This window comes from Mesorhizobium sp. WSM4823, from assembly GCF_055811195.1.
The window spans coordinates 197,062-210,617 of the sequence record NZ_JBVVQL010000002.1 but is presented as its reverse complement, the minus strand read 5'-3'; the positions used below and the strand labels follow the sequence as shown (position 1 = coordinate 210,617).

Here is a 13,556-nt window from a genome sequence, read left to right as displayed (position 1 = left end):
CGCAAATGCCGGAAAGTCAGGTCAATACCGGTTGAAGCGGCCGTTCTTCGATATCTCGAATGCTCAACTGCACAATTTTTCGGGGCCTGCCATGCGGGTTCACCTGGCTAGCAAGAACTTGTGACCGGGCCCGAGTGGCCATGGTCCCCGGAAGGGGTCGCATTTCTGAGAATTATGTCCAATAAGGTTGCGCGCCGACGCACAGGAGATCGCTTCATGCCGAACAGCAACATAGACCACGCCTTCACCGCCCGGGCCAAGACGGGCGCGTCCTTCGAGCCGACCTATGCCGGCGCGCTGTCGTTCATGCGACGCAAATACACGAAGGACGTGAAAGGCGCGGAAGCCGTGGTATGGGGCATCCCGTTCGACGCCGCCGTCACCAACCGGCCGGGTGCGCGCTTCGGGCCGCAGGCGATCCGCCGCGCCTCGACCATTCTCGACAACGACCCGCAATATCCGTTTTCGCGCGAGCTGTTCGAACATCTCGCCGTGGTCGACTATGGCGATTGCCTGCTCGACAGCGGCAATCACCAGAAGACGCCGGGCACGATCGAGCGCGAGGCGGCAAAGATCCTGAAATCCGGCGCCTTCCTGCTATCGCTCGGCGGCGACCATTTCGTCACCTGGCCGCTGCTCAAGGCGCATGCCGCCATTCACGGCCCATTGGCCCTGGTGCAATTTGACGCTCACCAGGACACCTGGCCGGACGACGGCAAGCGCATCGATCACGGTTCCTTCGTCGGCCGCGCGGTCAAGGAGGGAATCATCGACCCCGACCGTTCGATCCAGATCGGCATCCGTACCCATGCGCCCGATACCTTCGGCATCAAGATCCTGTATGGGCACGAAGTCGAGGACATGCGCGCGTCCGATATCGCCTATGCCATCGTCGACCGCACCGGCGGCAAGAAGGCCTATGTCACCTTCGACATCGATTGCCTGGACCCGGCCTTCGCGCCCGGCACCGGCACGCCGGTCGCAGGCGGGCCCTCCTCGGCAAAAATCCTGTCGGTGCTGCGCCAGATCAATCAGGTCGATATCGTCGGCGCCGATATCGTGGAGGTTGCGCCGGCCTATGATCACGCCGATATAACGGCAATTGCCGGCTCGACCGTGGCCATGCACTATCTCGGGCTCCTCGCGGAACGAAAGGCCCGGCTCGAGGAGCTGAACAGCGGCAATCACGCCGCTGCCGGATTGAATCAGGCAAGCGGCATATAGGTTTGAAATAACAGGGAATTCAGTCAGGCAATGAAACCGAAAATCTTCATCGACGGCGAACACGGCACCACTGGTCTCCAGATCAGGGCGCTGCTTGCCGAGCGCGGCGATCTGGAGACCATCTCCATTCCGGCCGAGCGCCGCAAGGAAGCGGCAGCCAGAGCCGAGTTCCTCAATGCCGCAGATGTCGCAATCCTGTGCCTGCCGGATGCAGCCGCAAAAGAAAGCGTTTCGCTGATCACCAACGATACCACCAGGGTCATCGACGCCTCGACTGCGCATCGCGTGGCCGAAGGCTGGGAATATGGTTTCGCCGAAATGGATAAGGATCAGGCGAAGAGAATCGCCGGGGCAAAGCGCGTCGCAAATCCGGGCTGCTGGCCGCAAGGCCCGATCGCGACGCTCAGGCCGCTGGTGGCAGCCGGGCTGCTGCCGCCGGATTTTCCAATCACCGTCAATGGCATTTCGGGCTATTCGGGCGGCGGGCGGCCGATGATCGAGGACTATGTCGCCAAGGGCGAAGATGCGTCGGAATTCCTGCCCTATGGGCTGACCCTGCAGCACAAGCATGTGCCGGAGCTCAGGACCTATGCGAAGCTGTCGCATGATCCGATCATGCAGCCGGCGGTCGGCAATTTCGCGCAAGGCATGATCACGGTGGTGCCGCTGCAGCTCGGCGGCCTCGACTATGTGCCGACCGGCGCCGAGCTTCATGCGGCGATTGCCGACCATTTTGCCGCCATCGAAGGCGGCGTGGTCGAGGTGGCGCCCTATGCGCATCTGGAGCGCATGCCGGAGATCGATCCCGAAATCTACAACGGCACCAACCGGATGAAGGTCTACGTCTTCGCCAATGACGATCGGGCCCAGGCGCTGCTGCTCGCCGTCTACGACAATCTCGGCAAGGGCGCCTCCGGTGCCGCCGTGCAGAACATGGATCTGATGCTCGGCCTCAAACACTGAATGGACGCTCCGGTATTTCCAACGCACTGGAAGGTCGAGGCGCCAGAACTGATCGCCGAAACCTTCAGCAGCCGCATCTGGAAGGTTTTTCGCGCCGACGGATCGCTGGCGATCGTCAAGGCGCTGAAACCTTTCGACGACGTCGAGGACGAGCTGCGCGGCGAGCATTTCCTTGCCTGGCGGCGCGGCGAAGGCGCGGTGCGGCTGCTCGGCCGCGACGGCCACTGCATGCTGCTCGAATATGCCGGCGAAACCTTGCTGTCACAGGTTCTCGCCGAGCAGGGAGACAATGCCGCCACCGCAATCGCGGCCGAACTGATGGCAAGACTGTTCTCGCCATCCGACCATCCTGCCCCGCCCGATCTTCAGCCGCTGCGGACACGGTTTTCCAGCCTGTTCAAGAAGGCGAAGATCGATCGCGACGCCGGCGAAAGGAGCCTCTACGTCGAAGCGGCTGCGACCGCGGAACGGCTGTTGGCCGATCCTGCCGACGTGCTGCCGCTGCATGGCGACCTGCATCACGACAACATCATGCACGGGCCGCGCGGCTGGCTGGCGATCGATCCGAAGGGCGTTCTCGGCGATCCCGGCTTCGATGCGGCCAACATGTTCTACAACCCGCTCGACCGCGACGATCTTTGCCGCGATCCCCTGCGGATCGCCCATATGGCCGAGATCTTCGCCAGAACGCTCAGCCAAGCGCCGCCCGCCATTCTGGATCACGCCATCGCCTATGGCTGCCTGTCGGCGTCATGGCATCATGAAGACCGCAACGCGATCGAGGAAGGCCGCGAATTGTCCATTGTTACGGCGATCAGGACGGTGCGGCTCAGCCTCTGACGGCGATCTGGTTGGGCAGCGGATAGGCGCCCTTGGTGCCGCGCCAATGCGCTGCGGCAAAACCCAAAAGGACAAGCGCGAATGCCTGATGCGTCAGTGCCATGTGCAGCGGCACGTGCATCAGCAGCGTGCCGATGCCGATCAAGGCCTGCGCCAGCACCAGCAGAAACAGCAGCGTTGCGCGGCGCGCATGCGTCGTTTCAGGCTGGCGGCGATGCGTCGCGATCAAGTGCCAAAGTGCTGCGACTGACATCGTGTAGGCGCCGAGCCGATGGATGAACTGAACCGTCTTCGGGTTCTCGAAGAAGTTGCGCCATGCAGGCTCCAAAATCAGCAGATCGCCGGGGATGAGCTTGCCGTCCATCAGCGGCCAGGTGTTGTAGCTCAGGCCGGCGTCGAGCCCGGCGACAAGCCCGCCTAGATAGATCTGGATCAGCGCCAGTAGCACCAGGAAGCCGGCCAGACGCTGCGTCGAACGATCGGCGGCGGGCCCGGAATGCGGCGCGAGTCCTCGCGCCACCACCATGGTCGCGGTGAAGATCAGCGCGGCCAGCGTCAGATGCGTTGCCAGCCGGTACTGGCTGACGGAGACCCGGTCGACCAACCCGGATGCCACCATCCACCAGCCGATCGCGCCCTGCAGGCCGCCGAGAAGAAGAATGCCTAATAGTTTCGGCCCCAGGCCGCGCTCGATGCGGCGTGTCGCCCAGAAAAACACCAGCGGCACGGCGAACACCAGGCCGACACCGCGCGCCAGGATCCGGTGCACCCATTCCCACCAGAAGATCGACTTGAACGCTTCGATGCTCATGCCCTTGTTGAGCTCGGCATATTGCGGAATCTGCTGGTAGCGCTGAAACTCCTCCTGCCATTCGGCGTCATTGAGCGGCGGGACGATGCCGTGGATCGGCTTCCATTCGGTGATCGACAGGCCGGATTCGGTGAGCCTGGTGGCGCCGCCGACCAGCACCAGTACAAACAGCACCAGAAGCACGACGTAGAGCCAGCCGCGCACCAGCGCCCGGTTGCGCAGGTCGCGGTCGCGGGCCACGAAAGGCGCGGCAGCTGATATGGCAGCCATAGGCTTGTCCCGGCTGGTTGCAGTCGCGGATAGGTGAACCATCGCAATCCAACTGGCAAGACCGGATAGCGCGGCACGCCGTCGCGCCGCTTCTTGCGGGTTGCGCGTCTCTTTTGTTGGGCCTAAGCGATAGGGATTAACGGGATCGCGGAATGCCCATTCGCCTGAAGAAGCTGATCGGAACAATCCTGCTGGTGGCGCTAGTCATCGTCTATGCGCTCGTCGCATCGATCGTGGCGGTCGCCCAACTGGCGGAATCAGGACCGTGGGCGCATTTCCTGTTCTTCCTGCTCAGCGGCATGCTCTGGGTGCTCCCGGCTATGGGCATCATCAAATGGCTGATCCTGGAGCCGCCGCGGCCGAAGAACTGAGGCTCGCTCGCCGCCGCTAGATGGTGAAAGCCTGACGCTTGCTATCCGACGTGTAGGGCAGCTCAGGGTGGTTTTCTGCTTTCCGTGTCGCCGATCGGAACGCGCCGGCGGCGCCACTTTCCGCCTCAGCACCTCTAAGCACGAACGTCTGGTGTGATGCCCGATGCGCGCGTTCGTAGGGCATCTCGCTGTTACACCGCGGTGACAAAAGCACCGCCACGGTGGCGTCAAACGGTTACCAAGGGCAGCAAATATCTCCGGCCTTCTGGGAGCGGCATGTCAGCTTCCCCGGAGGCTGCGTGGGCGTGTCGCCGGTTGGCTGTTAGCGCGGTGACTGGATCGCTCCACGCCTCGCAAGCGGGATAGCGAAATCTCGTGAAGGCAAGGTCAAGCTGCGTTCTCCGTTCTGAATCGGCGACGGGCGGCGGCTGGGAGAGATGGATGCACGTTGGGCGTTTGGAAGTTGGCGGGGCATGGGCGCGAGGCAGCCCGCGTGCACGCGCCTGGCCGGGCGGTGCAATGACCGCGCAGCGCCGCCTCGCAGCGATCCTGGCTTGCGACGTGGTCGGCTATTCGCGCCTGATGGAGCGCGACGAGCGCGGCACGCTCGAGCGGCTCAAGACATACCGCAAGGACCTCCTCGAACCGCTGGTCTCCGAGCATCAGGGCCGGATCGTCAAGCTCACCGGCGACGGCATTCTGTGCGAGTTCGCGAGCGTCGTAAACGCGGTGACCTCGGCGATGGCGATCCAGAAAGCTTTGGCAGAACACGAGGCGGAGACGCCCGAGGAAGAGCGGATTCGCTTCCGCATCGGCGTCAATCTCGGCGACGTGGTCTGCGAGGAGGACGGCGACCTCTACGGTGACGGTGTCAACATCGCCGTCCGCCTCGAAGGCATCGCCGATCCCGGCGCCGTGATCGTCTCGGGCACCGCCTACGACCACCTTCAGGGCAAGCTCGACTTCGGCTTCACGCCGCTCGGCGACCTGCGCCTCAAGAACATCGAGCGGCCTGTGCGCGCCTATCGCGTCGAGACCGACGCCAGCGCCTCGGTGGCTGCACCGCCTCCCCTGCCCGCGAAACCCTCGATCGCGGTTCTACCTTTCACCAACATGAGCGGCGACCCCGACCAGGAATACTTCGCCGACGGACTGGTGGAGGACATCATCACGGGATTGAGCCGGGTGAACTCCTTCTTCGTGATCGCCCGCAACTCGTCCTTCACCTACAAGGGCCGAGCGGTGGACCTGCGCCAGGTCGGGCGTGAGCTGGGCGTACGCTACGTGCTCGAAGGCAGCATCCGCAGAGCAGGATCGCGGGTGCGCATCAGCGGGCAGCTGGTGGACGCGATCAGTGGGCACCATGTTTGGACCGACCGCTTCGAGGGCGACGTGAGCGACATCTTCGACCTGCAGGACAAGGTGACCGAGAGCGTCGTCGGTGCGGTCGAGCCGAGCATCCGGCTGGAGGAGATCAAGCAAGCGCGCATGAAGCCGACCGACTACGTCGGTGCCTACGACCTCTACCTTCGTGCGCTGCCGCGCTTCTACAGCATGACGCGCGAAGGCTTCGCCGACGTGCGCCGGCTCACCAACGAGGCGCTCAGCATCGACCCAGGCTTCATCCTGGCGAAGGCACTCGGTGCCTATATCCGCAGCCTGTCCGTGAGTCAGTGCTGGCACGAGCCCGACGATATCCGCGTCGCCGTGCGCATGGCCCGCGAGGTGCTTGCGGACGCGCGAGACGACCCGACAAGCTTGCGTTTCGCCGCGCAAGTGATCGCCTACAGCGCCAAGGATTACGAGACGGCGCTGGACACGATCGAACGGTCCCTGCTCCTCAACCCCAATTCGGCGCAGGGCTATACGGGCAGCGGCTGGGTAAACGCCCATTCCGGCCGCCCCCTCGTCGCGATCGAGCACTTCCACAGGGCAATGCGGCTGAGCCCGGTCGACCCCGAGAAGGGTATCGCGCTCTCCGGCATCGGGATGAGCTACCTGATGCTCGAACGCTACGAGGAAGCACTGGCTTGGGGAGAACGAGCGCTGCGCGAGATGCCGAATTACGGCTCCTCGCACCGGGTGGTGATCATGGCGCTGGTCAAACTCAATCGGCCGGACGAAGCGCAGGCGGCGGCGCGGCGGCTGATGGAGGCGTTCCCGACCTACACGCTCGGCCTGCAGAGGCAGATCAACCCGTGGCGGGACAAGGAGTTCGCCGAGGGCTACGTCGAGGCGCTGGGTATTGCCGGCGTGCCGGAGTGATCGTCGTTTCTGGAAGGATAGTTCTCTGGCCGGCTTGTCCGAGGACTGAGCGCGTAGAGCGGCTGTGAACAGCCGGCCGTCCACCGGTACCAAGTGTCAGATGGTGACGAACATCTTGCCGGCATTGGCCAGCGGCGTCGTCACACCCGACAGCATCGTGCGAATATGGGCAACGCTCTGATATCGACCGTTGACCGAAATGCGCGGCAGCGCGTGCAGGAAGCCTGAATGTTCGGCGCGCAACACGCCGTGGCGTGTCGTCACTGCCGAGGCATAGCCGGAGTCACGGGCGAAGCCGACTTCGCGGTCGCCGACGGCGCTGGCATAGCCGTAGGGATAGGCGAAATGGCGCGGCGCCTCGCCCAGCTCGGTCTTTAGTATGCGCCTGACGTCGTCGACCTCGTGGCGCGCATCGGCTTCGGAAAGCCGCTTCAGATTGCGATGATTGACCGTATGCGCGCCGATCGTCACCAGCGGATGCCTCGCCATGGCACGGATCTCGTCCCAGTTCATCAACAAGCCCTGACGCGCGTCCAACTCGATACGGTTCGACCGCGCCAATTCGCACAGCACCGCGCGCTGGTCCTCCTCGCGGACCTCCAGTGTCAGATGATCCTGCAGCCGTGCAAAGGCCTGGAGTTTCTTGGCTGGCGTCGAGCAGTCGATCGTCACCGCACCGTTGGGTGTCGTCAGGATCAACCGGTCCCGCGCATTGACGATGTCCTCGATCACCTCCCACCATAGATCGGCGGCCCCGTTTATCAGCCCCGGCGCAACATAGATGGTGACCGGCACGCCGTGTTTTTCCAGCACCGGCAGCGCTTCGGTCATGTTATCGCGGTAGGCGTCGTCGGCAGTGATCGCCGCGAACTGGCCGCCCTTGCCGCCCGCCTTGATGCGCTCGATCGCCTCGTCCAGCGTGACGAATTCATAGCCGTCCGCCTTCATGTCGGCGATCACGGCATCCAGGAATTCAGGCGCGATGTTGAGGTGCCGGTTGACGCTATCAGGCTTTTCCGGCGTGGCGGTGACCCGGTGCAGCATCAGGATCGCGCCGATGCCGCCGACAAACGGCTTGGCCAGCGGGGCAAGGCCGGTATAACGAACGACGTTGAGCGCCAGTTTCCGGATCGCCTCGCTCCCGTCGATCATTCGTTCACCTTTTGCGCCTAGGTTCATCCAAGCAGGGAATGCGCCTACGCGAACCCCCAATCGCGGTGAATACGCCTTAAAGGATTGAGGTATGATTGACGCCACCGCGTCATTTGATGGCAATCGGCTCGAAGCAATGGAGGCGGCGCCGCGCGCATTGCCGATGGATCATGCCGGCCTGTCGGTCTCGGTCGCCGATGGCACAGCATTTGCGGCTTATGCCGAGTTCTGCCGTTCGGCGCTATTCGCACCGGCGCAGAGCCCGGCCTGGATCGTGAACTGGGCCAAACATGCCGAAGCGGACAGCGTTTTGGCGACGCTGAGCGCTGACGGCCGGCCGGTTTTTTCCGTGGCGCTGGAAGTCACACGCAGCGGGCCGTTCCGCGTCGCCCGTTTCATGGGCGGCCGCCATGCCAATGGCAATTTCGCCGCCGCCGACCCGTCTTGGCTGGCCAAGGCGGATGGTGCGGCGATCCGCTCGATGCTGGCGGCTGTCGCCAGGGTGCGACCGGACATCGACGTCGTCGCACTGGAACGGCTGCTGCCCGATCTCGACGGCATTGCCAATCCGTTTGCCTTGCTTCCACATTATCCGAGCCCCAACCTGTCGCTGGCCGTCGATTTGGTGGGAGGTTTCGATGCACTGCTGTCGCGCGCGAGCGGCAAGCGCAAGCGCAAGAAGCACCGCTCGCAGATGCGCAAGTTCGAGGCCGTCGGCAGTCACCGCCGCATCGAGGCCCGGACAGCGAACGAAGTGAACAGACTGCTCGATGCGTTTTTCGAGATGAAGGAGTTCCGCTTCCGCAAGATGGGCATCGCCAACGTTTTCGGCGAGCCGGAGGTTCGTGCTTTCTTCCGCGCGTTGTTCGTCGAAGCGCTTACCGATGACAAGCCGTCCTTTGTGTTGCACGGGCTCGAGGTTGCCGGCAAGCTTCGCGCGGTTACCGGATCGAGCCGCTCGGGAAAACGCCTCATCTGCGAATTCGGGGCGATCGCCGACGACGACCTCGCCCAGACCAGCCCCGGAGACTTCCTGTTCTTCGACAACATCCAGGAGGCCTGCGAGAGCGGGTTCGACGTCTATGATTTCTCGGTCGGCGATGAACCCTACAAGCGGCTGTGGTGCGATATCGAGAGCCAGCATTTCGAGGTGCTGATTCCGCTGACGCTGAAGGGCCGCTCGCTGGCGCTTGTCCTGCAGCAAGGCGCGCGCCTGAAAGCCTTCATCAAGAACAACCCGACGACCTGGAAGCTGACCAAGTCGCTGCGCCGCAAGACGGCCAAACAGGCAGCACCTGCCGCGGGCGAAGACGACAGCTGACCGCTGCCGAATTTCCGTGACCTTCGACCTGAATTACCAAACCGTCTCAGGCGGCGGAGCGCCGTCCGGGCACCGGCGTCCCCGGCGTCTCATGGCCGATGGGCGTCACCAACGTCAGGTCGGGATAACCGCTCTCGATCAGCTCGACCGCGGCCTGCGTAACCTCATCGTCCGGCTCCAACATGGATAGGAAGACCTCCGTGCCCTCGCCCACAAGGCGGCTGATGCCTTGGGCGTCAGTAGGCCCGCATTCGACCACGACCAGATCGTAGGCGGTGGTCAGCGACTGCATGATGATCGGCAGCCGGTCGGCGGCGCGCATGGCACGGACCGGATCGGCAGTGCCGACGGGAATGACGTGGCAGTCCGAATAGAGATCGGGATGAATCACGTCGCTGAACTGCGCCTCGGAGGCGAGCAGATTGGTGACACCAGGGAAAAGCCCGCTGTCGAGCATCGGCCGCGAGGCAGCGCCAGACGCTGTGAGATCGAGCAGGAGCACACGCAGGCCGGCGTCGGAGATTTCACGCGCCACCAGCACCGCCGAGGCGGCGGCCTCGTCGCCTTCCGGCGACACGAATATGGCGCGTTCCGCACCGCTTGAGATCAGTCTCTCCACCGCCTTGTCGATGTCGACCTCGCCAAGGGTGGAGCGCGCCGGCTCGACGTCCTCGCCAGTTGCCGGGGCAGTTGCTTGCGCCGCGGCAGCCGCTTCCGGCTCGGCCTCCGTTTCCGCCCGATCCTCGAACTCTTCGATACCGGCCTCTCCGATACCGGCGCCTTCCACGTCGGCCTCTTCGATGTCGGCCGGTTCGTGCCTGGCAACAGGCATCGCGACTTGTTCGATCCGCTCGAACCGAGCGCCGGCGGCCGGCCGCATGGCGCGACCCGAGAACAGCTCTTGCAGAAGGGTCACGATCGCCATGAGCAGCAATGAACCGACGAAGGCTGCACCGGTGATCGGCAGGATTTTCGGGAAATAGGGCTCGGATGGCGCCACCGCGCGGGAAAAGACACGGGCGTCGACCGGCAGGTAATTACTGTCCTTGCGCGAGGATGCCTCCCGATAGCGGGTGAGGTAGGATTCGAGCAGCTGCCGCTGGGCGGTCGCTTCGCGCTGCAGCGCGTCCAGTTCGACCTGCTGGTCGCCGGCGCGCGCCGATGCGGCCTTCAGCGTGTTGACGTCGGCGACAAGCTGGTTTTCACGGGCCTGGGCGGTCTGCGCCTGCGTCATCAGCCCTTCCATGATCTTTTCCGCCTCGTTGCGGATCTGCCGATCGAGATCGGCAAGCTGCGACCTCAGCGCCCGGATGCGCGGATGATTGTCGAGCAAGGAGGTGGAGAGGTCGGCGATGTTGGTCTTGAGCTCAACCTGCCGCTCGCGCAGGCGTTGGATGAGCTCGGAAGACAGCACCTCCGGCACCGCATCCAGCGAGCCGCCATTCTGCAGCGCCCTGCGCACGCCGTCGGCGGTCGCTTCCGCCGAGGCGCGATTGGCGCGCACTCGAGACAGTTCGCTGGACAGTTCGGAAAGCTGCTGCGTGGCGAGCACCGAATTGTTGCCGCCCATCAAAAGATCGGACTGTGCACGGTAGCTTGCTACCTTGGCCTCGGCATCCTTCACCCGCTTCGTCAGGTCGGCGATCTCAGGCGCCAGCCAGTCGGTTGCGGCGGAATTCGATTCGGTCTTGGCGTTGCCCTGGACGGAGATGTAGGCGTCGGCGATTGCGTTCGGAATTTCGGCGGCGAGCCTGGGATTTTCCGAAGAGAACTCAATGACGATGACACGGGACTTTTCAACGCGATAGACGTTGAGCTTCTCGCGCATGGTCTTCAGCACGCGTTCTTCCGGCGGAATCTCGCTGGGATCGCTTTTCAGGCCGGCGATGACGAGCAAGCGGCTCAACACCGGCATGTCAGCCGCCTCGTCGAATTCGGGAAGCCGCGACAAATTGAGCTTCTGCGCCACCTGCTTGAGGATGTCGGTAGAGGAAATGACCTCGACCTGGCTGGTCACGCCTTCCTCGTCGAGAATCGGCCTGTCGTCGTTATTGGTGCCATCGGGGCGCGTGTAGACGGATTCGCGCGTTTCGATCAGAAGCCGTGTTTCGGCCATGTAATGCGGCGTGGCGAGCCAGGTGAGCGCGAGCGCCAGGCCGGTTATGACAAGTGCGATGACAAGAATGCGCAGCCAGTTCCTCGCTAGGCTTGCGAAAAGCTGCCTGAGATCGACGTCGACATCTGCGGCCGCGGATTGAACGGACATGCATCCTGCTCCGGTACTTAAAGCCCGTCGCGTTTGAACAGATTCATGCGACTCGCTTTAAGCTCTTGGTTTCATGCATGTCGTTGCCCCAAAACCGCTGCGCAGTTTTGGGCGACATGCATCAGTCAGGATGGATGGTAAACAACTATGGTAACTCAGCCGTTAATATCGCGGTAAGCATCTGTTAGGTTCTACTCGCAAGCGGCAATAAAAGCATCGAAACCGGCCGTCCTTTGTCCGATGCCGCCGCTTCCGCCGCGCACCTTTACCGGCCATTAACCCTAACGGGATGATAACGGACCTCGACCCCCAAAGTTTGCCGCGGTGTAACAGCGGCCAGTCGAAGGTACGTGTCCGGTCATGAAAAGCACTGCTTCCCTCTTCCACGCGCTGCTCGCCGTGTCGTTGCTTGCCGGCTGCTCCAGCTACCGGCCGGCACCGGCCGCCTTTCATAAAATGCTCGACCAGCCCTATCGCCTCGGCGCCGGCGACCGGGTCCGCGTCACCGTGTTCGAGCAGGAAGGGCTGACCAACGTCTATAGCGTCGACCAATCGGGCTATCTGTCCATCCCGCTCGTCGGCGCCGTACCGGCGCGGGGCCACACCGCACAGCAACTCGAAGGCGAAATCGCCGACAAGTTGCGCCAGGGCTATCTGCGCGATCCGGACGTTTCGGTCGAGATAGACCGGTACCGGCCGATCTTCGTCATGGGCGAAGTCGGTGCCGCGGGCCAGTATTCCTATGTTCCCGGCCTGACCGTGCAAAAGGCGATTGCCATCGCCGGCGGTTTCAGCCCCCGCGCCAACCAGGAAAGCGTCGACATCACCCGCGACATCAACGGCAAGGTTATGACCGGTCGCGTGGCCACCTCCGACCCGCTCCTGCCCGGTGACACGGTCTACGTTCGCGAACGCCTGTTCTAGACCACGTGGCCGACACACTCAGGATCGTCCACTGCTTTCGCTCACCTGTCGGAGGGATCTTTCGTCACGTGCGCGACCTGACCGAGGCGCAGGTCGCCGCCGGGCATTTGGTCGGCATCGTCTGCGATTCGACGACGGGCGGCGATTTCGAGGAACACCTGTTCGAACAGATGAAAGGCAGAATGGCGCTCGGCATCCACCGCACCCCAATGCAGCGGCATGTCGGGCCAGGCGACCTCGCCTCGGCCTGGCGCACCTTCAAGATTATCAAGGAATTGCGGCCGGACGTGCTCCACGGGCACGGCGCCAAGGGTGGCGCCTATGCCCGCCTGTTCGGCTCATTGTTGCGGGTATCAAGGTCTCGCGTAGCCCGCCTTTATTCGCCTCATGGCGGCTCTCTGCACTATGACGAGACCACCGTCGCGGGGAAGCTGTTCTTCGCGCTCGAACGGTTCATGGCGCGCTTCACCGACTATCTTCTGTTTGTCTCCGACTATGAAAGACAGACTTATCGCAGGAAAGTCGGCGAGCCGCCCACACCGAACAACCTTGTCCACAACGGCTTGCGCGCCGCCGAGTTCGAGCCGGTGCGAACCGAGCAGGATGCGGCCGATGTCCTCTATATCGGCATGATGCGCGACCTCAAGGGACCGGACATCTTCATCGATGCGCTGGTCGTTGCAGCAACCCGGCTTGGCCGCCCGTTGAAAGCGGTGATGGTCGGCGCCGGCGACGACCTGCCGCGCTACCATGCGCAAGTGAAGGAGCTTGGGCTCGAAGGCCATATCCGCTTCCTGCCGCCGATGCCGGCGCGCAAAGCCTTCGCGCTGGCCGAACTGGTTGTCGTTCCCTCACGCGCGGAAGCCATGCCCTATATCGTGCTGGAGACGCTTGCCGCCGGCAAGTCGATGATCGCCACCGCCGTCGGCGGCATCCCGGAAATCCTCGGCGCCGGTTCCCCTGCCCTGATCCGGCCCGACCCGCGCGAACTCGGCGACAAGGTGAGCGCGGCACTGGCCGACCTCAAGGCCTATAGCAGGCTGATGCCTAACACCGCCGACCTCAAGTCGCGATTCGGCGCCGACGTGATGGCCGCCGCGATCGAGACGGCCTATTTCGCCGCGCTCAAGCGTTAAGCCCCAAAAGCTT

At 63.5% G+C, this 13,556-nt stretch carries 11 protein-coding genes; 8 read left to right on the top strand and 3 right to left on the bottom strand.

Annotated features, from left to right (window positions below):
* Positions 1-216: 216 nt before the first annotated feature.
* The 3 genes from speB to AC0L26_RS05855 are packed head-to-tail and all read left to right on the top strand — an operon-like array spanning position 217 to position 3,027.
* A complete protein-coding gene (speB, locus tag AC0L26_RS05865; protein ID WP_473631704.1) occupies positions 217-1,224 on the top strand; it encodes an agmatinase in 1,008 nt (335 codons plus the stop codon).
* Between the two features lie 30 nt (positions 1,225-1,254).
* Positions 1,255-2,187 carry an N-acetyl-gamma-glutamyl-phosphate reductase gene (gene argC, locus AC0L26_RS05860; RefSeq protein ID WP_473631703.1) on the top strand — a complete coding sequence of 311 codons (933 nt, stop codon included), beginning with the start codon at positions 1,255-1,257 and terminating at the stop codon, positions 2,185-2,187.
* On the top strand, positions 2,188-3,027 hold the full coding sequence (locus AC0L26_RS05855) for an aminoglycoside phosphotransferase family protein (RefSeq protein ID WP_473631702.1): 840 nt from the start codon (positions 2,188-2,190) through the stop codon (positions 3,025-3,027).
* Here the strand turns inward: AC0L26_RS05855 and AC0L26_RS05850 are convergent.
* A complete protein-coding gene (locus AC0L26_RS05850) occupies positions 3,017-4,108 on the bottom strand; it encodes a COX15/CtaA family protein (RefSeq protein WP_473631701.1) in 1,092 nt (363 codons plus the stop codon). The genes AC0L26_RS05855 and AC0L26_RS05850 overlap by 11 nt on opposite strands.
* Positions 4,109-4,260: 152 nt before the next feature.
* On the opposite strand from AC0L26_RS05850, the gene AC0L26_RS05845 reads away from it, so the two are divergent.
* Positions 4,261-4,479: a DUF2842 domain-containing protein gene (locus AC0L26_RS05845; protein WP_023798362.1), complete on the top strand. Its 219-nt coding sequence runs from the start codon at positions 4,261-4,263 to the stop codon at positions 4,477-4,479.
* Between the two features lie 519 nt (positions 4,480-4,998).
* On the top strand, positions 4,999-6,744 hold the full coding sequence (locus AC0L26_RS05840) for an adenylate/guanylate cyclase domain-containing protein (RefSeq protein ID WP_473631700.1): 1,746 nt from the start codon (positions 4,999-5,001) through the stop codon (positions 6,742-6,744).
* Between the two features lie 96 nt (positions 6,745-6,840).
* Here AC0L26_RS05840 and AC0L26_RS05835 read toward each other — a convergent pair whose 3' ends face one another.
* The gene (locus tag AC0L26_RS05835) at positions 6,841-7,896 is read right to left on the bottom strand and encodes a polysaccharide deacetylase family protein (protein WP_473631699.1); all 1,056 of its coding nucleotides are present in this window, start codon (positions 7,894-7,896) and stop codon (positions 6,841-6,843) included.
* 91 nt (positions 7,897-7,987) lie between these two features.
* Between AC0L26_RS05835 and AC0L26_RS05830 the strand changes: the two genes are divergently transcribed.
* Entirely contained in the window at positions 7,988-9,217 is a 1,230-nt protein-coding gene (locus AC0L26_RS05830; RefSeq protein WP_473631698.1) for a GNAT family N-acetyltransferase, read from the top strand.
* Between the two features lie 46 nt (positions 9,218-9,263).
* Here the strand turns inward: AC0L26_RS05830 and AC0L26_RS05825 are convergent, their stop codons facing one another.
* Complete coding sequence (locus AC0L26_RS05825) at positions 9,264-11,483, bottom strand: GumC family protein (protein WP_473631696.1); 2,220 nt, start codon at positions 11,481-11,483, stop codon at positions 9,264-9,266.
* 360 nt (positions 11,484-11,843) lie between these two features.
* Here AC0L26_RS05825 and AC0L26_RS05820 point away from each other — a divergent pair, with 360 nt between their 5' ends.
* Entirely contained in the window at positions 11,844-12,407 is a 564-nt protein-coding gene (locus AC0L26_RS05820; protein ID WP_352935067.1) for a polysaccharide biosynthesis/export family protein, read from the top strand.
* A gap of 5 nt (positions 12,408-12,412) precedes the next feature.
* Positions 12,413-13,543 carry a glycosyltransferase family 4 protein gene (locus AC0L26_RS05815; protein WP_473631695.1) on the top strand — a complete coding sequence of 377 codons (1,131 nt, stop codon included), beginning with the start codon at positions 12,413-12,415 and terminating at the stop codon, positions 13,541-13,543.
* The last annotated feature ends 13 nt before the right edge of the window (positions 13,544-13,556 follow it).